The sequence below is a fragment of the Patulibacter minatonensis DSM 18081 genome (assembly GCF_000519325.1).
GTDB lineage: Bacteria > Actinomycetota > Thermoleophilia > Solirubrobacterales > Solirubrobacteraceae > Patulibacter > Patulibacter minatonensis.
On sequence record NZ_KI912613.1, the window covers coordinates 2,652,645 to 2,671,723 of the forward strand.

The window sequence follows — 19,079 nt, forward strand, 5'->3', positions numbered from 1 at the left end:
GGCCCTCGGGCGGGCCGCGGCGCGGCGCCGTACGCCCCGCCGGCGCCCGCCGCGTGACGTGGCGCGTGCGGACGCCGTACGTATCCGTTCGGTGGCAGATGCGGAGCAGGCCGGGAACAACCGCCGAAACGGGTGATCGAGATGTCAAGTTTCGTGGCCCATGTGTCGATGGGAGCGGGGTCGGGGAGCCGGGGGAGACCCCGCTCCGGGTGGACGAAAGGGAGTCCGGATGTCGGACGAAGAGCGGGTCCAGGGCGGTCAGGACGATGCGTAGCCTCTCGGCGTTCTCGCTCGGCCGTCCGCGGGTCGCGCTCCTCCTCTTCCTCGTCGCCACGATCGCCCTCGCGGCGTTCGGCGGCAGCCGCCAGCACGTCCAGCCCGCCAGCCTCAAGGTCGACGGCACCGAGTCCGCGCAGGCCCAGGCGCTGATCGCCGGGCGCTTCGACGAGTCCTCGACCGTCCCGATCCTCCTCAGCGGCCCGTCCGCCGCGATCCGCTCCCAGGGGCACGACCTCGCCGACCGCCTGGCGGAGCGCCCCGGCGTCACCCTCGCGTCGCCCTGGAACGCCCCGACGCTCCGCGCCACGCTGCGCCCCGCCCCCGACCAGCTCCTGCTGCTCGCCTCGATCACGGGGACCACCAAGGAGGTCCAGTCCCGCGCCGAGCAGATCCGGACGGTCACGACGCAGAGCGTGAAGGACGGCGTGACCGCGCACGTCACCGGCGTCCCGCTCGTCACGAAGGCGATCACGAGCTCCTCCAGCGAGGCGGTCCACCGCGTCGACCTGATCGCGATCCCGGTCCTCCTGCTCGTCCTGCTGCTCGTCTTCCGCTCGCCGCTGGCCGCCGCGATCCCCGTCCTCTTCGGCGGCGCCACGATCCTGTCGGCCACCGGCGCGGTCCAGCTGCTGTCGCTGAAGATGCCCGTCGACGGGCTCGGCACCGCGCTCGCGTCGATGATGGGCCTCGCGCTCGCCGTCGACTACTCGCTGCTGATGGTCTCCCGGTTCCGCGAGGAACGCCGCCGCGGCCTCGACGTCGAGGCCGCCGCCGCCGGCGCGGTCGTCGGCACCCGCCACACCGTGATGACCGCGGGCGCGTCGATCGTCCTCGCGATGGTCCTCGTCGCCGCCCTCGGCCCGGGCAGCCCGGTCGTCTCGGCGGCCGTCGGGGTCGGCGCCGCCGCGATCCTCGCCGTCCTCGGCGCGAGCCTCGCGATGCCCGCCGCGCTCGTTCTCACCGGCCCGTGGCTCGAGCGCGCCGGGTCCCCGGCCGGCGCGGACGCCGCCGCCGTCGACGGCCCGTCGTCCCGCGCCCGCCGCGACGACCCCGCCGTCGGCTCCCTCTGGGCCCGGATCGGCACCGTCGCGATGCGCCGGCCGTACCCGACCGTCACCGCCGGCTGCGCCGCGCTGGCCCTGCTGGCGATCCCGGCGCTCTCCCTGAAGACCTCCGCGCCCGACGCGAGCCAGCTCCCGCCGTCCAGCAGCGCCCGCGCCGACGTCGACGCGGTCACGAAGGCCGCGGGAGCGGGCTGGGGCTCGAGCTTCGAGCTCGTCGCAGTCGCCCGCGAGGGCACCATGACGACGCCCGCCCGCCTGCGCGCCCTGAGCGCCCTGCAGGCCGAGCTCGCGAAGGACCCCGACGTCCGCGCCGTCCTCGGGCCCGGCACGATCTCCGCGCGCGCCGAGAAGCTCCGCCGCGACGGGCGCCGGCTCCTGAAACAGCAGAAGGCCCTCGCCGCCGAGATCCCGAAGCAGAGCGAGCGGCTGTCGAAGATCAAGGGCTCCGTCGGCAAGCTCGAGGGCGGCGTCGGTGGACTGAACGGCGCGTTCGACGAGGCCGACACCGCGACGAAGTCGCTCGACAACGGCTCGGCGAAGCTCGCCGACGGCGTGACCCAGCTCCGCGAGGGCGTGAAGGGCGCGGCCGACGGCGTCAAGACGCTGGTCGGCCGACTCGGCGGCGCCGTCGGCGGCACCGACAAGCTCGCCACCGGTGCGGGCCGCGCCCAGACCGGCAGCGCGCAGATCGCCGACGCCGTGCACACGCTCGGCGTGAAGGTCGCGCAGCTCAAGCCGCAGATCCAGGCCGCGACCGGCGCGTTCGTGCAGCAGCGCGAGACGATCAAGAACGCCGCGTCCGAGTCGAGCAACCGCAACGAGAACGCCCTGACGCAGCTCGCGGCCGCCCAGCAGGCGCTCACGGGCGTCCGGCAGAACGCCGCGTCGGCGCGGGTCGCGAAGGCGCTGGAGGCCGCGAAGACGCAGCTCAAGGGGTCGAACGTCGCGGCGAACCTGAACGCCGTCGCCGGCCAGCTCGACGCGCAGATCGCGACCGCCGACGGGCTGGCCAAGCAGCTCGCCACCGTCGACGTCCACCCGCTCGCCGAGCGGGCCCGCGCGCTGAGCAAGGGCCTGGCCACGCTGAAGGCCGGGCTCAAGGACCTCGGCGCGAACGTCAACGACCTGACCGGCGGAGCCGGCGGCTTCCAGGCCGCGCTGTCGCGCCTGGACGGCGGCGCCGGCCGCCTCGGCACCGGCATCGACAAGCTGAAGGCCGGTGTCGCCGGTGTCGCGGGCAGCGTCGACGCGAGCCGCAAGCGCAGCGACGGCCTCGTCAAGGGCCTGACGGGCGCCAAGAACGAGCTCGAGGGCGTCTCCGCGGATCCGTCCGGGAGCACGAAGCCGGGCGAGCAGAGCCAGACCTCGAAGGCGATCGACTCCGGCTACTTCGTGCTCGCCGCGCTCGACGGCCGCGACGGCGCCGGCGCGACCGGGCTGAACGTCAACCGCGGCGGCCAGGCCGCCCGCGTGGTCGTCGTCCCCCGGACCTCCCCGAGCGACCCGCGCACCGCGGCGCTCTACCGCCGGCTGACCGCGAAGGCCGACCAGTTCGAGCGGGCCACCGCGTCGGACGCCGCGATCGGCGGGCCCGCCGCGCAGCTCATCGACTACGAGCACGCCGCGGACTCGCGCTTCCCGACCATCGTCCTCGTGCTGGCGATCGCCACGATCCTGCTGCTCGCGGCGCTGCTGCGCTCGCTCGTCGTCCCGGTGATCGGCGTCGCCCTGACGCTGCTGACCGTCGCCGCGACGATCGGGATGATGGGCCTGATCTTCGGCGGCGGCCTCGACGCCACCACCGTGATCGCGGTCTTCGCGGTGATGTTCGCGCTGTCGATCGACTACCAGGTGTTCATCCTCGGCCGGATCCGCGAGGAGTTCGACCGCCGCCGCGACCACGAGCAGGCGATCGCCGCCGGGCTCTCGAGCACCGCGCACGTCGTCACCGGCGCCGCCGTCTCGATGCTCGCGGTCTTCCTGGCCTTCGCGACCGCCGACGTCCCGGGGCTGCGCCAGTTCGGGCTCGGCCTCGCGATCGCGATCGCCCTCGACGCCACCGTCGTCCGGCTCGTCGTCCTCCCCGCGGCCCTGAAGATCGCCGGTCGCCTGGCCTGGGGCGATCCGCCGGCCGAGCGCCGGTCGGAGTCCGGGGACGGGCGTCGCGGCGACGGTCGCCGCGAGGACGACCTCGGCGGGTCCGGCGACGGCCGGGGCGACCGGCGCGGGTCCGCCGACCGGCGGCGCCGCGAGGCCCCGGGCGGCGCACGCCCGGTCCTCGACACGCTGACCGGGCGGGTCCCCGACCCGGTCCCCGAGGGTCCGGTGGCGGAGGACGACGCGGCGCGCCGCTCCACGCGCCTGCCGGCCCGCCGCGGACCGCTGGGCGACGTCGGCGTGACCCCGCCGCGACGGCCGGCGTCGGGCAGCGCCGACTGATCCGGCAGCTACCGGACCGCGGTCCGCATGGGGTAGGGTCGCGGACGACCACCACGTCGTAGGAGAACACGACCCATGACCTCCCCCCTGGACCTCACCGGCGACATCGCGTCGGCCATCGACGGCGCCGTCCTCGACGGCAAGACGCTCGTCGTCGGCTACGTCAAGGCCGACGGCTCGCCGTCGCTCTCGTTCCGCGGCAGCACGCTCGTGCTCGGTCCGCAGCAGCTCGGCTTCTGGTCGCGCACGACGGACTCGGGCCTCCCGGTCGAGGTGGCCGACCGCCCGAAGGTCTCGCTCCTCTACTACGGCGGCGGCTCGCGGCCCGGTCCGCTGTTCCTGTCGATCAAGGGGACCGCGAAGGCCGACCCGTCGGCGAACGACGCCGTCTGGGACGGCATGGTGCAGGCCGAGCGCGACTACGACCCGGAGCGCAAGGGCGTCGCGATCGTCGTCGAGGTCGAGCAGGTCGACGGCGCGGGCGCGGACGGCTTCTTCAGCCTGACCCGGTAGGACCGCGGGCCGGCCGGGCCCGGACGACGTCCGGCTCCGGCCCGTCGTACAGGACGACGCGCGCCGGCCCGTACGTCCAGGAGGTGGAAACGGGCTGCAATCGGCGCATATCCTGCGTCATGCACTCCTTCGACGCCATCACCGGGGGCTGGGACGCGGTCTGCGGCGCGTCGGGCGTCCACGAGACGCTGCGGCTCAGCGCCTTCCGCACCGTCCGGCGACTCCCCGGGCCGACCGCACCGCCCGCCCACGTCGTCCGCTACCGGTGCGGGTGCGGGGACGACCACGAGCTCCTGATGTCGAGCGTGGAGCTCGACTGGGCGCCGATCCGCTCGACGTTCGGGGAGCACTTCGACCTGATGACCGGGCGGATGGCCGAGGACCCCGACCAGGGCGTCGAGCTCTGGTGGCGGTCGATGCGGCGCGGCCACTGGCCGGTGACCCTGCACTGCGCCCACCACAGGGCGCCGGTGCCGGCGTGGCCGAGCTGCCTGCGGGCGCTGGAGCCCGACGACGAGCGCGCGGTCTCCCACCTGCTCGTGCACTACGTGTGCCCGCTCTGCGACCGCCAGGGCACGCAGGTGATGCGGCCGCAGGCGCTCGAGCTGGTCCCGCGCCTGCAGTGAGCGCCCGCATCCGACGCCGCTACCGCACGTCGCAGTGTGCGCACCCGGCCGGCGCGGCGCGTTCAGCCGGTCCGGGCGACCGGCCGCTCGAGCAGCCCGACCGCCCGGAGGCGCCGGTCGACCGCGGCGACGACCGACGTCCGAACGTCGTCGTCCACGAGGGCGCCCCAGCAGCGCGCGGCGTCCTCGGCCTCGGCCTGCAGGCGTCGGGCGACCGACGGTCCGTCGTCGGCGTCGACGAGCACCCGTGCCCCGAGCGCGACGTGCCACCGCTCGTCGCGCTCGATCCGGGCGAAGGTCTCCAGCAGTCCCGGCAGCGCCCACCGCTCGGCGAGCGCCCGGACGGTCCGCTGGCCGGCGAGGAAGACCACGCCCTCCAGGAGCCCGTGGTAGAGCGCGACCGCCCCGGTGAGGTCGTCGCCCGCGGCGGACGCGGCCGCCGGCAGGCGCTCGCGGAAGAGCCCGACGAGGGCGTCGGGCGCGTCGGGGGCAGGGTCGGCGTCGGCCGAGGTCATCGCGGCCCACGCGCGGCGGCAGGCGTGGGCGTGGCGCTCCTCCTCGACCACCTGGGCCGCCAGGCACGCGCGGAGCCCCGGGTCGCCCGTGGCGTCCTCGAACGGCACGAGGTGCAGCGCGACGGCCTCCTCGCCGACGACGAACCCGGCGAGCAGCCCGCGCAGCCGGTCCCGCACCTCGCCCGGCAGGGCGTCCCAGCGCGCGCGGTCGAGGCCGAGGTCGATCGCGTCGGGGTCCCAGGCGCCGCGGGCGGAGATCGCCAGCAGCGCGTCGTAGTCGGGGAGCCGGGACGGCATGCGGGGATCATCGCGGACCGCCGGTCCGTCCGCCTACGCACAACGACGCAGACGCCGGCGCGCCACGATTGACAGGGGCCTCCCGGAATCGGGATCGTTCCGCCGATGCTGCGCCGCCTGCTCCGTCCATCGCTGGTGCTCCTGGCCGGGCTGGTGCTCGCGCTGACGTCGGCTGCCCCGTCCTCGGCGGCCACCACGTTCGGGGCCGACCTGACGCCTCCGGTGACGAGCACCGCGACCTGTGGGCAGGCGTTCGGGACGTCGTCCTGCCTGGCCTACTCCGTCGTCCCGACGTCGTTCGCCCCGTTCAGCGGCGTCGTGCGGACCGTCCGCGTGAAGACCGGGGACACCCCGCAGAGGCCGATGCAGGTCCTCGTGCTGCGGCAGTACTACCAGAACAACCTGCAGAATCCGGGCACGCCGAACATCTTCTGCTGCTTCGTGCAGGAGTACGGTCCGACGTTCACGCCGCAGCGGAACGCGATCACCGAGGTGCCCGCGACGCTGGGCATGGTCGAGCAGCCGGTCCCGGCGTCCGGCGACGGCAACACGGTGGCGGCCGGCGACTTCCTCGCCCTCTCCGTGCTCGACGGGACCACGGCGATCCCGCTGACCTCCAGCCCGAGCCCCGTCGGCGCGGCCTTCAACGCCCCGGCCCCGACGGCGCCGAGCACCCCGGCCCCCAGCCCGAACGCGATCGGCGGCGGACAGGGTGGCCGGCAGGCGACGGTGATGTTGAACGCGGACATCGAGCCGCTCGACGCCGGCGGCGGCGGTGGCGCGACGCCGGTGGTCCCCCCGGCGCCGGGCACGCCCGTCCAGACGACCGGTCCGGCCCCCGCGGCGACGAAGCCGGTCCTGCTGAAGCAGCACGGCGGGCGACTGACGCGGAAGGCCGCGTCGCTGCCCGTGACCTGCCGCCTGACCGCGACCTGCGCCGGCATGCTGACGGTCCGCGACCGCGCACCCGCGGTGACGACCAGGGCGGCCGCGAAGAGCGCGAAGGCGAAGAAGGCGAAGAAGCCCGTCGTGCTCGGCACGGCCAGGTTCTCCGTCGCTGCGGGAAGGACCAAAGCGGTGACCGTGAAGCTCAACGCCGCGGGGCGGATGCTCGCGCGGCGGCACGGGAAGCAGACCGTCTACGAGACCGCGACCGTCGGGACGGTCCCCGTGACGACGAAGGTCGTCCTCCGGCGCTGAGCGGGCCGGGGGAGGACCGGGCGGCTACCAGACCCCGCCGGCGCACCCGGCGCCGGCGACGCCGCCGTCGGTGCACGTCCTCGTCGGGTCGCCGGCGCCCTCGCGGCTGATCGAGTACGTGTTCCCCGACCGCGAGACCGCGACGACCCGGTAGCCGTCCCGTGTGGCGCCCACCACGGCGACCTGGCCGGCGGTCGGCTGTCCGCCATCGGCGATCGACAGGTTCGCGCCGACGTTCAGCTGGGCGGCGGTGCGGCAGCGCGAGTAGTCGCCCTGCGCGGAGCTCGTCGCGCACGACTCGACGAACGTCACCGCGGTCTGCGCGGCGTCCTTGGCCGTGTCGTCCTCCGTCTTCGCGGCGGCGACCTCCTCCGGGGTCGCCGCGGCCTGGGTGCTCGTGGCCGCGCCGCCGGTCCCGGCCGCGGAGTCGCCGACGCTCGCCCGCCCGGCGAAGAACGTGCCCACGAGCACCAGGACGAGCACCACCCCGAGGACCGTCGCCTTCGTCGGGGCGTTCGCGCGCCGCCACAGCTCGGCCGGGCCGTCGCCGCCGCGCTCGGGACGCAGCGGTTCGTAGGGGGCGAGGTCGGTCACCGGCGGGCCACGGTCGGAAGGCGGTCCGGGCGGCGACGGTCCGTCGCCCGCGGGGACCGGGAACAGCGGCACGGTATCCGCTGACCCGGTCGCCCGGGCCGCCCGGGCCGGCCGGCATCGGACGGGCGTCCGTCCACCTCCGGTGAACCGGTGGACGCGGGGCGTTCCGCGGGCCGTGGTGAACGCCCCGTCACCAGCCCGTGAAGCTCCTGGGGCCTGGTGGTGAGGAGTCGGTGAACGGGGTCTCCGGCGGCGCCGGACCGCCGTACGTTGGCGCACGGGCCCCCGACCCCGGGGAGTCCCCGTCGTCCCCGGAGATCCTCATGCGTTCCGCCCTCGTGGCCCTCACCGTCTCGGGCTGCCTGCTCGCGACGTCGGCGCCCGCCCTCGCCGCCGACTCGACCACCCACCGCTCATCCGCGCCATCGTCGCGGTCGACCGCGGCGTTCGTCGTCAAGGACGCGCGCGCGTCGAAGACGACGAAGGCCGCCAAGCGCCGCGCCGCCGCCCGCGCGAAGGCCGCCGCCCGCGCCCGCGCCGCCAAGCAGCGCGCCGCCGCCAAGCGCGAGGCCGCCAAGCGCGGGCCGCGCGGGCCGAAGGGCTCCAGGGGCCCGACCGGCCCGAAGGGCGCTCCCGGCACCCCGGGCGCGACGGGCCCGGCCGGTCCCGCGGGCCCCGCCGGCGCGACCGGCCCCGCCGGTGCCGACGGCGCCCCGGGCGCGACCGGTCCCGCCGGCCCGAAGGGCGACACGGGCGCCCCGGGCCCCGGCCCGGTCGTCCCCGGCCCGAGCCACCTGCGCGTCCTCGCGTTCAACGACTTCCACGGCAACCTCGAGCCCCCGACGGGCTCGTCGGGCACGACCCCGACCGGCGTCGGGACGACGACCCCGACCGGCGGAGCGGCCTACCTGGCGACGCACCTCAGGCAGCTCGCCGCCGGCCAGAAGGACTCGATCGTCGTCGGCTCCGGCGACCTCATCGGCGCCTCCCCGCTGATCTCCGGGCTCTTCCACGACGAGCCGACGATCGAGGCGCTGAACGCGATGAACATGCGCTACGCCGGCGTCGGCAACCACGAGTTCGACGAGGGCCGCGTCGAGCTGAACCGCATGCAGTTCGGCGGCTGCCACCCGGTCGACGGCTGCCAGGACGGCACGCCGTTCAAGGGCGCCGACTTCAACTACCTCGCGGCCAACGTCCGCTTCGCCGGCGAGGACCGCACGATCCTCCCGCCGTACGAGATCAAGCAGGTCGACGGCATCCCGGTCGCCTTCATCGGCGTCACGCTCCGCGACACGCCGAAGATCGTCACCCCCGACGGCGTCGCGGGCCTCCAGTTCGACGACGAGGCCGACACGGTCAACCGGATCGTCCGTCGCCTCTCGGACTCCGCGAACGTCCAGGCGTTCGTCGTCCTGATCCACCAGGGCGGCCAGCAGAACGCGCCGTACGGCGGTGGCTTCCAGGACGTCAACAAGTGCGAGAACTTCAGCGGCGACATCAGCGAGGTCGTCGACCGGCTCGACTCCCGCGTCGACGCGGTCCTGAGCGCCCACACGCACCAGCCGTACATCTGCCGCCGGGCGGGCAAGCTCGTCACGAGCGCCTCGTCGTTCGGTCGCCTGATCACGAAGGTCGACCTGACGCTCGACCCGACGACCCGCGACGTCTCCGCGGTCGACGCGAAGAACGAGCTCGTCACCCGCGACGTGCCCGAGGACACCGCGGTCAAGGCGATCGTCGACAAGTACAAGGCGCTGACCACGCCGATCGCGGCGCGCGTCGTCGGCCGGATCTCGGCCGCCCTGACGAAGACGAACAACGCGGCCGGCGAGTCGCCGCTCGGTGACGTCATCGCGGACTCGCAGCTCGCGGCGTCGAGCGCCCCGGCGAAGGGCGGGTCGGTCGTCGCGTTCATGAACCCGGGCGGCATCCGCGCGGACCTGCCGTTCAACGGCCCGAACGGCGACGTCACCTACAACGACGCGTACACGACGCAGCCGTTCGCCAACACCCTCGTGGTCAAGACGCTCACCGGCGCGCAGATCAAGGCGCTGCTCGAGCAGCAGTTCGACAACCCGTCGGCCGGCGCCAAGCGGATCCTGTCGGTCTCGACGGGCTTCGCGTACAGCTACGACACGACGAAGGCCGCGGGTTCGCGGGTCGACGCGGCGTCGATCAAGCTGAACGGCACGACGATCGATCCGGCGGCGAGCTACCGCGTGACGATGAACTCGTTCCTCGCCACCGGCGGTGACGGCTTCTCGGTGTTCAACCAGGGCACGAACCAGGTCGGCGGCGACGTCGACATCGACGCGCTGACGTCCTACCTCGGGGCGAACAACCCGCTGACGGCGCCCGCGACGACGCGCATCACGCAGACCGGCGGGGTCTGACCGCTCCGGGCGCGACTGCGACGAAGGTCCCAGTCGCGCCAGGTGTGGGTCTGCGCGCCAGCGGGAACGGGAGCGTCATGCGCCCCCGTCGCCTGCTCGCCGCCACCGCCGTCATCGCCCTCGTCCCCGCCGCCGCCCAGGCGAGCCGGGGCGGGGACGACCGCGCCGGGCACCGGGGGGACGACCGCGCCGGGAAGCACCAGGGCGACGGCCACCACGGCAAGCACCGGGGCGGGAAGGCCCTGCCGAGCACCGTCCCGCTGCCGGCCGGGTTCCAGCCCGAGGGCATCGAGGCCGTCGGGAGCCGCTTCTTCGCCGGTTCGCGCGCCACCGGGCAGATCGTCACCGGCAGCGTGAAGGGCGGCCCCACGAAGGAGCTCGTCCCCGCCCAGGCGGACGCGCCGAGCGCGCTCGGACTGCGCCTCGACGGACGCGGCCGGCTGTTCGTGTCGGGCGGCAAGACCGGAACGGTGTCGGTCTACGCCGCGAAGGGCGGGAGGCTCCTCTACCGCTCGCCGGCCGTCTCCGGCGACGCCTTCATCAACGACGTGGTCGTCCTGAAGGACAAGGCCGTGTTCACCGACTCCGCCACGCAGCGGCTGATCGTCCTGCCGCTCGGCAAGCGCGGCGCGATCGGGCAGGCGAGCACCGTCCCGATCACCGGCAGCCTCGCCTACGACGCGGACCCCGCGACGAACGAGGCCAACGGCATCGTCGCCTCGCGCGACCGTCGCTCGGTGATCGTCGTCAACAGCCGCACCGGCGCGCTGCACCGCGTCGACCCGACGACCGGCGCGAGCACCGAGATCGCCGTGACGGGGGGACCGCTCACGAACGGCGACGGCCTGCTGCGCACCGGCAACACCCTGCTGGCGGTCCAGAACCGGCTGAACAGGATCGCCGTGCTGAAGCTCTCGAAGGACGAGTCGAAGGCGACCGTCCGCCGCACCATCACGGACCCGCAGTTCGACGTCCCGACGACGCTCGCCGTCGCCCGCGGCGCGCTCTTCACCGTCAACGCGCGCTTCACGACGACGCCGGCGGCCGACACGGCCTACGACGTCGTGCGCGTCGACGGCAAGTAGCGCTCAGCCGCCCCACGGCGCATCGTCCGCGGCCGCGGACGACCGCCGCCCGGCCACGACCTCGTGGACGAGCAGCGCCGACTCGAGCTCGGCGCGGCGGTCGCCCACGCGGCGGCCGAGGCGCTCCTCGGCCTGTCGCACGCGGTAGGTCACGGTCTTCTCGTGCACGCCGAGCAGGTGCGCCGCCCGGACGTGGCTGTCGCCGCAGGCGAGGAACGCCCGGAGGGTCGCACGCAGGCGCGCGGCCGCGGCGGTGTCGTCGAGGAGCGGGCCGATCTCGCGCCGGACGAGGGCACGGGCGCGCTCCGGGTCGGCGCTGAGCGCCGCGACGAGGGCGATGTCGTCGTGCGGGGTGACCACGGGGGTCCCGCGCAGCAGGCCGATCCGCAGGGCGTCGACCGCCTCGCGGTGGCTCGTGCGGAACCCGACCGCCCCGGGGTTCGGGTTGCTGAGGCCGGCGGTCGTCCCGGGCCCGACGGTCGCGGCGACCTGGTCGGCGCCGATCGCGGGGTCGGTCAGCGCGACCCAGACGACGTGCGCCGCCTCGTGCGTGAGGAGGACCGTCGGGAGCCCGAGCCGGCCGCGGATCCGGACGGCCAGCGGTGCGGCGACGGCGTCCTCGCTCCCTGGGGCGAGCGCGATCGCGAGGTGCTCGGCGTCGACGTCGTACCCGAGCTGTACGAGCTCGTCGGTGCGCCCGCCGGCCAGGGCGCCGCGAACGATGTCGGCAGGGGAGCGGTCCAGGCCGGCCCGCTTGCGCGACCGGGTCTCGCGCCAGTGCGCCGCGGACTCCTCGGCCATCCGGTCCTGGTACGCGTCGAAGTCGGCGGTGCTCGCGGTCAGGACGGCGGCCGTGAGCGCCGGGTCGTCGACGCCCGCGGTCACGTGCGCGGCCCAGACCTGCCAGAGCTCGGCGATCCCGAGCCGGTAGGTCCGCAGCACCGTGACGAGGCCGTCCTCGTGCTCGGCCTGGCGCTCGTAGAAGGCCCGGGCCTCCAGCGGCGTCTCCGCCGCGCGGCCGGCGACGCCCTCGGCGAGCATCGCGAGGATCGCGCTGACGTTCGAGCGGGCGGCCAGGTAGACCGTCTCCGGCCAGGTCGGGTCCTGCGGGCGCGCGAGCTCGGGGATCCCGCGCAGGACGTGGTCGGTCAGGTGCCGGCCGATGGGCGAGACGTCGGGGAGGAGCGCCCGGGCGAGGACGCGGACCGCCTCCTGCGCCGCGTCCGAGGCCGGGGGGCGCGTCCACCTCGATGCCGGCTCGTCGCGCAGGGTCGCGTCCACAGGCGCAGGCTACGCCGATCGGGCCGCGGTGGGACGCGCTCGTGCGGGTCGGCGTGGGGCGCCGGCCCACGCCGCACCGTGACGACCGGTCCCCGCGATGCGGATGCGGACCGGCCGTCGCGACGGTCAGCCCTTCGACGCGTGGTACTCCGCGTAGGGCGTGTCCCACAGGAGCTCGACGTGCCCGTGACCGGACTCGCCGGCGATCTCGCAGAGCACGGTGGAGTCGTTCATGCGCAGCGCCTCGTGGGCCGGGAAGAGTGTCGAGACCACCGGTCGCGACGTGACCTTCGTCTCGCGTCCGTCCTCGTCCACGATCGTCGCCGCCATGAAGGTGTGGACGAAGTCCGGGCCGAACTCGAGCTCGTCCACGGTGAACGAGGTGATCCCCGACGTCACGCCGTCGCGGTGCACGAAGCCCGGGATGTCGCGCCGCCCGAGATGGACGACCTCCATCAGGTGCACCGAGCTCTCGCCCGCGGACAGGTGGATCCACTTCCAGTGCTGCGGGCCACGCCAGTCGCGGGTCCCCCACGAGTGGTCGCGGAACAGCGGGCGCCCGTCGAGGGAGATCTCGCGGTCGCCCACCCGGAGCGTCCCCTCCAGGTCCAGGTGCTGCTCGAACCGGTCGTCGGCCAGCCACGTCGGGCACCCGTCGCGGTGCTCGCCGTAGGCGTAGGCCCGGTGGCGGGCGACGGCGGTCAGGTCGAAGGCCACGGCGTCGCTGTCGTATCGCAACGTGAAGCGCTGCAGCGGGTCGATGTGCGCGACCTCGAGACCGCCGATCCTCCAGTCGTCGAAGTCCAGGCCGGTCGCGGGCTCGGACGGGGACCGCTCGTTGACGATCAGCCCGTCGGGGCCCCAGACCATGATCAGGGTGCCCGCGTTGTCCTCGTGGTCGACGTAGGTGTAGGCGATCAGCCCGAGCTCCTCGTCGGGCAGCGGGACGATGAAGGCGAGGCTCTCGCGCCCGATCGGCGGCCGGAGCGCGTGCCGGCGGTCGTCCGCGGCCTGGAGGTGGGTCGTGGTGCTCATCGGCGGCTCCTCCCGACGATCAGCGGTTGCCGATGAAGTTCGAGGATTCGCCGTCGGGGGCGGGCAGGTCGAGCAGCGCCGAGAGCATGTGGCTGGACGGGTTGTTCACCCACATCTGGTTGTCGGGCGGGAGGGCTCCGCTCTCGACCATCATCGTCCCCATCCGCACGAACATGGCCGCGAGGCGCACGGCCGCGAAGGCCTCCCACCAGTCGATGTTCTGCGCCGTGCGCCCGGAGACCTCCTCGTACTGCGCGACGACCTCCTCGCGGGTCGGCATGCCGTCGGGGATCGCCACCCCCATCGCCTCGCCGTAGAAGCGGATGAAGAGGACGAACCACCCGAGGTCGAATCCGGGTTCCGCGATCGTGGTCAACTCCCAGTCGAGCGCCGCCACGGCCTGCTGGTCGGGGCCGTAGATGATGTTCCCCAGGCGGGCGTCGCCCCAGTTGAGCACCGGATCGCCGTCGGTCGCGGGGCGGTGCTCGCGCAGCCAGGCGAAGCCGCCGTCCACGACGGCGCTCGTCCGGCCCTCGCCGCACGTCCACCGGTAGTAGCGCTCCCAGGCCGCGAGCTGCGCGTCGATGCCCGCCGCGTCGGGGTCGAGTCCGTGGATCGACCCGGCCTCCTTCGCGTCGACGGCGTGGACGCCGGCCATGACGCGGATCGCCTCCGACCACAGCGTGCCGCGCTGCTCGGGGGCGAGCGCCAGCACCCAGCCGTCGGCGTCCATCGTGAACGGCGGGTCGTCGCCGGGGACCTGCCCGTCGATGCGGTCCATCACGAGGAACGGGGCGCCGAGCACCGAGGCGTCCTGCTCGAGCCAGCGGACCTTCGGCACGGTCACGCCCTGGGCGCCGACGAGCGCGAGGACCCCGAACTCCCGCTCGAGGTCGGGCTCGAACAGGCCGCTCCCCGCCGGGGCGACGCGGGCGACGAGGTCGTAGTCGGTCCCCGCCACCGAGGCCTTGAACAGCACCGTCGACATGGACATGCCGGACTCCTTCGGGACCACGACGTCGGTCACCTCGACCTGCCCGTCGAGCTTGTCGTCGAGCCAGCGGGCCAGCGCTTCCCCCGTGGACGTCTCTTCGAGCTGGTTGATCAGGGCCATCGGTGTTCTCCTCGAGATGTGGACGACTGCCGTGGGCAGCCTCGTGTGGTCCGGGTCACAAAGCAACCGCGACACGCCCCGATCGGTCCGGTTCCTGTTGTCCGGCCCGCGCACGCCGGGCGCGTGACGACGTGCGGTCGGCCGTCTCACCACCGATCGGACAATCTTCCTTGTCCCTGTCGCGGCCTCGTGCAAGAGTCGGTTCGTGTCGATCTCCACGGCTCCCGACCAGAGCACGGTGCTCGCCACCGTGCAGGACCTCGCCCACGGGCTCCTCCCCGAGGTCCAGCCCTTCGCGGAGCTCGTCACCCAGGGCGTGCTGGACCGGGTCCCGGAGCTCGCCCCGCCGGGCTTCGCCGGCGCCTTCGACGCGATCACCGAGAGCTGCGCCCAGATGATCGGCGGGCTCCTCTCGACGCTCGCGTACGGGTTCTCGCCCCGGACCGCGGAGCCCCCGCTGCGGACGCGACAGGTCTACGACCGGCTGATCGAGGCCGGCGGGGACGTCCACACCCTGCAGCGCGCGTACCGCGTCGGTCACCGCGTCATCTGGCAGCGCTGGAGCGCGCACGTCTGTGCGCACGTCACCGACCCGGACGTGCGCGCCGCCGTCCTCGACCTGACCTCGGACCACATCTTCGAATACCTGGACACCGCGAGCGAGCGCCACGTGACGGACGACCGCGCCCGCCTCCAGGGTGCGCGCCCCGCGGTCTCGCCGGCGGAGCTCGTATCGCGGATGCTCGACGGCGGCGAGGAGCCCACGACCGCCCAGCTCGGGTACGAGCTGCGGGTGCACCACGTCGCGGTGGTCGTCACGCCGCTCGGCGGCGACGCCCTGCCCCGCCGCGCGATGGAGGCGGTCCTCGCCCACGCGGGCGGTCGGCCGCTGGTCGTCCCCGCCGGCGACGGCGGCTGGTGGGCGTGGGTCGGCGCCCACGACGACGCGGACCTCGAGGCGCTCGCCGGCCGCATGGCGGGCACGCCGTCGCCGCGGGTCCTCGTGGGGATCGGCGACCCCGGGTTCGGACCGGAGGGACTCCGGCGCTCCCACGCCGAGGCGCTCGAGGTGGTGCGCCTGCTGCGCCACGCCCACCCGCCCCGCGCGGGAGCCGTCCGCCACCGCGACGTCGCCCACGCCGCGCTGCTCGCCTCCGACCCCGCCCGGGCCCGCGGGTTCGCCCGCCACCAGCTCGCGGGCCTGGCGACCGACGACGAGACGACCGCGATGCTCCGCGACACGGTCCGCACCCTGTTCGCGGCGAACAGCCCGACGGCCGCGGCCCGCGAGCTGGGCGTCCACCACAAGACGATCTCCTACCGCGTCCGCCAGGCCGAGCGGCTCCTCGGCCGGCCGTTGGCCCCGAACCGCCGGGACATCGAGGCGGCCCTCCTGATCGAGGAGACGATCTCGTGCGGCGAGCCGCACCGGGAGCCCGGGGGGTGAGTGGCGGAGCGTCGGAGGCGGGCGTTCGCGAGACGGTCGAGCAGCAGCCCCAGAAACGACGAAACCCCCGCCTGAGACGAGGGTTCCTGCGACGCGCCCGAGAGGATTCGAACCTCTGACCTTCGGTTCCGTAGACCGACGCTCTATCCAGCTGAGCTACGGGCGCAACGGCGCAGAACTGTAGCGCGAAGTCGGCCGGGACGTCGCGTCGTACCGGGCCGCGCACGGCCGCGTGCGACGCTGACCGCATGACCCTGACTCTCGGCACCGGCCCCCTCGGTCGCGCGGACGGCGCGTTCAACTTCGACCTCAAGGGCGCGAGCCCCGCGCACCGGCTCTACATGCAGCCCTACGGCCCGCGGGTGCGGGCGTCGGTCCGGGGCACGATCGTCCTCGACACCCTGGACGCGCAGCTCCTGCACGAGACCGGCATCCCCCCGCGCCTCTACGCCCCGAAGGGCGACTTCCGCGTCGAGGCGCTCACGCCGACGGACACGTCGACGCACTGCCCGTTCAAGGGCGACGCGTCGTACTGGTCGCTCGACGTCGCCGGCGAGACGCTCCCCGACGCCGTGTGGGCGTACGAGACGCCGATCGCCGAGTCCGCGTGGCTCGACGGGTACGCGGCGATCGATCCGTCGCTCGTCGACGCGTGGTTCGTCGAGGACGACCGCGCCACCGGCGGGATCCGCGACCCCTACCACCGGGTCGACGTGTGGGCGACGTCGCGACCGGTCGAGGTGCTGATCGACGGCGAGGTCGTGGCAGCGAGCACCGGCGCGAAGATCGTCCAGGAGACCGGCCTGGCGCCCCGCGCGTACCTGCCGTCGGTCGACGTCGTCGCGCCGTGGGGCGCGGGATCGGGCCTGCGCACGGTCTGCCCGTACAAGGGCGAGGCGTCGTACTGGACCGTCGCCGGCCACGAGGACGTCGCGTGGAGCTATGAGTACCCGCTGGCCGAGTGCGCGGCGGCCCGTGGCCTGTGGTCGTTCGACGACTCGAAGGACGGCGTCGAGGTGCGGATCGGCTGAGTCGCTCTCCCGGCCGCGCCGGCGTCAGGCGCGGGAGCGGGAGACCACGCTCGTCGAGTACCACCGACCGCCGGAGCGGATCCGGTAGACGCGGTCGATCCGGTGGGCCTTCGGGACCTGGATCGTCTGCGTGTAGCCCGCCGCCGTGAAGGAGTCGCCGAGGCCGCCGGACCTCACCCACGCGCCGTTCCTGCGGACGTAGCCCGTCTCGCCCCACGCCTGCAGCACCGTCCTGCCGGCCGTGAGCACCCGGACGCAGTAGCGGTGGCGGTTCGCCTTCGTGGGGGTGACGGTCACCCGGGCGGCGGCGGTCAGCGTGCGCGTGCCCGCCTTGAACCGGTAGACCGACTGGCGTGCCGGCGCGAGCCGCTGACCGCAGGCGTCGGGGGCCGCCGCCCTCGCCGACGCGCCCCCGGCTGCGGCGGCGGTGGCGGGGACGGCCGTCGCGACGAGGCCGACGGCGACGGAGGCGACGAGCGTGGAACGGGCGATGGGCACCGTTCAATGCTCGCACCCCACCGGTGGCGGACCATGAGATCGTCGTGAGAACCGGCGGGTCAGACCTCGCCGATGTCCTCGGCCCAGACGTCCGGGTGCTCCCGCTGGAAGCGCTGCATCAGCTCGACGCAGCGGGGGTCGTCGACGACGACCACGTCGACGCCCCGCTCGCGCAGGAACGCGAGCTCGCCGGGGAACGTGCGCTCCTCGCCCACGACGACGAGCGGGATCCGGAACTGCACGATCGTGCCGGCGCACATCGCGCACGGCGCCAGCGTCGTGTAGAGGACGGCGTCGCGGTAGGACCGCTGCCGGCCGGCCTTCCGCAGGCACGACATCTCGCCGTGCGCGATCGGGTCGCCGAGCTGCACGCGCTCGTTGTGGCCGGCGGCGACGAGCACGCCGCCGATGTCGAGGGCCGAGCCGACGGGGACGCCGCCCTGCTCCAGGCTCGTGGCCGCCTGGCGGACGGCCTCGTCGAAGGACGACCGGTTCCAAGCGGCGGGCACGGGAGCGAGGGTAGCGACAGGGGCCACGTCGTGGCGAGGACGCCCTCGGAACGACGAAACCCCCGTCGGGGACGGGGGTTTCGACAGGCGGAGCGTGGGGGATTCGAACCCCCGAGGGAGCTTTCAACCCCCAACTCGCTTAGCAGGCGAGCGCCTTAAGCCTCTCGGCCAACGCTCCGTGGATTCGCGAGTCTAGCGGCCGCCGCGCGGACCGGAGGCGAGGGTCCGGGCGGGCGTCGTCCGTCAGGCGTTCGGGACGACCGCGAGCGCGACGACGAGGAAGTGCGCGAGGGCGGCGACGATCACGAGGGCGTGGAAGATCTCGTGGTAGCCGAAGATCTTCGGCAGCGGATCGGGCTTCTTCGTCGCGTAGATCACGGCGCCGATCGTGTAGAGGACGCCGCCGCCGAGGAGGCCGACGGCGGGCCAGACGCCGAGGTCGCCGACGAGCTTCGGGAAGACGGCCATGCCGGCCCAGCCCATGCCGAGGTAGATCGCGGCCGACAGCCACTTGGGCGCGCCGATCCAGAGGAGCTTGATGACGATGCCGATGCCGGCCATGCCCCAGGCGACGCTCAGCACCGTCGTGCGCCACCCGCCGTCGAGCACGAGGGCGGCGATCGGCGTCACCGTGCCGGCGACCATCACGAAGATCATCGAGTGGTCGAGGCGGCGCATCCAGGCGCGGGCGCCGGGCCGGGTCCAGTTGATCCGGTGGTAGGTCGCGCTGACGGTGAAGAGCCCGACGATCGACGCCGCGTAGACCGCGGACGCGACGCGCGCCTCGGCGGTCGGTGACGCGAGCACGAGGTACACGCCGGCGGCGGCCGCGACGAACGCGGCCCACTGGTGCAGGACCCCGCGCATGCTGGGCTTCAGCGCGGGGATCGGCGGGATCAGCTTCGGCGCGTTCATGGCCTTGGTCACCGCCCGAATCGTACGCGCTCGGTGTGTGCCCAGGGCCATGGTGGACGACCGTGCACGCGGGGCGCCGCCGCGGCGTCCTCACCCCAGCGTCACGCGCGCCCGCAGGCCGCCTCCCGGGGCGTCCTCGAGGGCGAGTGCGCCGCGGTGCAGCCGGGCCTGCTGGTCGACGAGCGCGAGGCCGAGGCCGCTGCCCGGCGACGTCGCGCCGCGACCGCGCGCGAACCGCCCG

16 protein-coding genes, 2 tRNA genes and 1 pseudogene are annotated in these 19,079 nt (G+C 74.4%); 8 read left to right on the forward strand and 11 right to left on the reverse strand.

Annotation, left to right across the window (positions count from 1 at the left end):
• Positions 1–266: 266 nt before the first annotated feature.
• From PATMI_RS0112270 to PATMI_RS0112280, 3 genes are all read left to right on the forward strand, one after another.
• A complete protein-coding gene (locus PATMI_RS0112270) occupies positions 267–3,782 on the forward strand; it encodes an MMPL family transporter (RefSeq protein WP_026911108.1) in 3,516 nt (1,171 codons plus the stop codon).
• A gap of 75 nt (positions 3,783–3,857) precedes the next feature.
• Positions 3,858–4,295, forward strand: coding sequence for a hypothetical protein (locus PATMI_RS29600; protein WP_036725760.1), 438 nt, complete (start codon positions 3,858–3,860; stop codon positions 4,293–4,295).
• Between the two features lie 119 nt (positions 4,296–4,414).
• Positions 4,415–4,921 carry a hypothetical protein gene (locus PATMI_RS0112280; protein ID WP_026911109.1) on the forward strand — a complete coding sequence of 169 codons (507 nt, stop codon included), beginning with the start codon at positions 4,415–4,417 and terminating at the stop codon, positions 4,919–4,921.
• A gap of 62 nt (positions 4,922–4,983) precedes the next feature.
• Here the strand turns inward: PATMI_RS0112280 and PATMI_RS34505 are convergent, their stop codons facing one another.
• The gene (locus PATMI_RS34505) at positions 4,984–5,733 is read right to left on the reverse strand and encodes a ferritin family protein (RefSeq protein WP_051471487.1); all 750 of its coding nucleotides are present in this window, start codon (positions 5,731–5,733) and stop codon (positions 4,984–4,986) included.
• A 105-nt stretch (positions 5,734–5,838) separates the two neighbouring features.
• Here PATMI_RS34505 and PATMI_RS0112290 point away from each other — a divergent pair, with 105 nt between their 5' ends.
• Positions 5,839–6,933, forward strand: coding sequence for a RodZ family helix-turn-helix domain-containing protein (locus PATMI_RS0112290; RefSeq protein ID WP_026911110.1), 1,095 nt, complete (start codon positions 5,839–5,841; stop codon positions 6,931–6,933).
• A 24-nt stretch (positions 6,934–6,957) separates the two neighbouring features.
• Here the strand turns inward: PATMI_RS0112290 and PATMI_RS0112295 are convergent, their stop codons facing one another.
• Positions 6,958–7,527, reverse strand: a complete 570-nt coding sequence (locus PATMI_RS0112295; RefSeq protein ID WP_026911111.1) for a hypothetical protein — start codon at positions 7,525–7,527, stop codon at positions 6,958–6,960.
• A gap of 323 nt (positions 7,528–7,850) precedes the next feature.
• On the opposite strand from PATMI_RS0112295, the gene PATMI_RS29610 reads away from it, so the two are divergent.
• On the forward strand, positions 7,851–9,923 hold the full coding sequence (locus PATMI_RS29610; RefSeq protein WP_051471488.1) for a bifunctional metallophosphatase/5'-nucleotidase: 2,073 nt from the start codon (positions 7,851–7,853) through the stop codon (positions 9,921–9,923).
• A gap of 77 nt (positions 9,924–10,000) precedes the next feature.
• Positions 10,001–11,008: an NHL repeat-containing protein gene (locus PATMI_RS29615; RefSeq protein ID WP_051471490.1), complete on the forward strand. Its 1,008-nt coding sequence runs from the start codon at positions 10,001–10,003 to the stop codon at positions 11,006–11,008.
• 3 nt (positions 11,009–11,011) lie between these two features.
• Here PATMI_RS29615 and PATMI_RS0112310 read toward each other — a convergent pair whose 3' ends face one another.
• The 3 genes from PATMI_RS0112310 to PATMI_RS0112320 all read right to left on the reverse strand — a co-directional run bounded on the left by PATMI_RS0112310 (position 11,012) and on the right by PATMI_RS0112320 (position 14,438).
• Positions 11,012–12,289: a PucR family transcriptional regulator gene (locus tag PATMI_RS0112310; RefSeq protein ID WP_026911112.1), complete on the reverse strand. Its 1,278-nt coding sequence runs from the start codon at positions 12,287–12,289 to the stop codon at positions 11,012–11,014.
• Between the two features lie 126 nt (positions 12,290–12,415).
• On the reverse strand, positions 12,416–13,324 hold the full coding sequence (locus tag PATMI_RS0112315; protein ID WP_026911113.1) for a DUF7064 domain-containing protein: 909 nt from the start codon (positions 13,322–13,324) through the stop codon (positions 12,416–12,418).
• A 19-nt stretch (positions 13,325–13,343) separates the two neighbouring features.
• Entirely contained in the window at positions 13,344–14,438 is a 1,095-nt protein-coding gene (locus tag PATMI_RS0112320; RefSeq protein ID WP_026911114.1) for a phosphotransferase family protein, read from the reverse strand.
• Positions 14,439–14,643: 205 nt separating this feature from the next.
• On the opposite strand from PATMI_RS0112320, the gene PATMI_RS34510 reads away from it, so the two are divergent.
• Complete coding sequence (locus PATMI_RS34510; protein ID WP_026911115.1) at positions 14,644–15,885, forward strand: PucR family transcriptional regulator; 1,242 nt, start codon at positions 14,644–14,646, stop codon at positions 15,883–15,885.
• 92 nt (positions 15,886–15,977) lie between these two features.
• On the opposite strand, the gene PATMI_RS0112330 is transcribed toward PATMI_RS34510, so the two are convergent.
• Positions 15,978–16,051 (reverse strand) — tRNA-Arg (locus PATMI_RS0112330).
• Between the two features lie 82 nt (positions 16,052–16,133).
• Here PATMI_RS0112330 and PATMI_RS0112335 point away from each other — a divergent pair.
• On the forward strand, positions 16,134–16,916 hold the full coding sequence (locus PATMI_RS0112335) for a DUF427 domain-containing protein (RefSeq protein ID WP_026911116.1): 783 nt from the start codon (positions 16,134–16,136) through the stop codon (positions 16,914–16,916).
• A gap of 24 nt (positions 16,917–16,940) precedes the next feature.
• On the opposite strand, the gene PATMI_RS0112340 is transcribed toward PATMI_RS0112335, so the two are convergent.
• The 5 genes and pseudogenes from PATMI_RS0112340 to PATMI_RS37450 form a co-directional block, all read right to left on the reverse strand.
• Positions 16,941–17,414, reverse strand: a complete 474-nt coding sequence (locus PATMI_RS0112340; protein ID WP_026911117.1) for a hypothetical protein — start codon at positions 17,412–17,414, stop codon at positions 16,941–16,943.
• A gap of 59 nt (positions 17,415–17,473) precedes the next feature.
• Complete coding sequence (locus tag PATMI_RS0112345) at positions 17,474–17,923, reverse strand: nucleoside deaminase (RefSeq protein ID WP_026911118.1); 450 nt, start codon at positions 17,921–17,923, stop codon at positions 17,474–17,476.
• 88 nt (positions 17,924–18,011) lie between these two features.
• Positions 18,012–18,101, reverse strand: a tRNA-Ser gene (locus PATMI_RS0112350).
• A gap of 65 nt (positions 18,102–18,166) precedes the next feature.
• On the reverse strand, positions 18,167–18,850 hold the full coding sequence (trhA, locus tag PATMI_RS0112355; protein ID WP_245604160.1) for a PAQR family membrane homeostasis protein TrhA: 684 nt from the start codon (positions 18,848–18,850) through the stop codon (positions 18,167–18,169).
• Between the two features lie 78 nt (positions 18,851–18,928).
• Positions 18,929–19,079 (reverse strand): annotated as a pseudogene (locus PATMI_RS37450) (sensor histidine kinase); the annotation flags it as partial.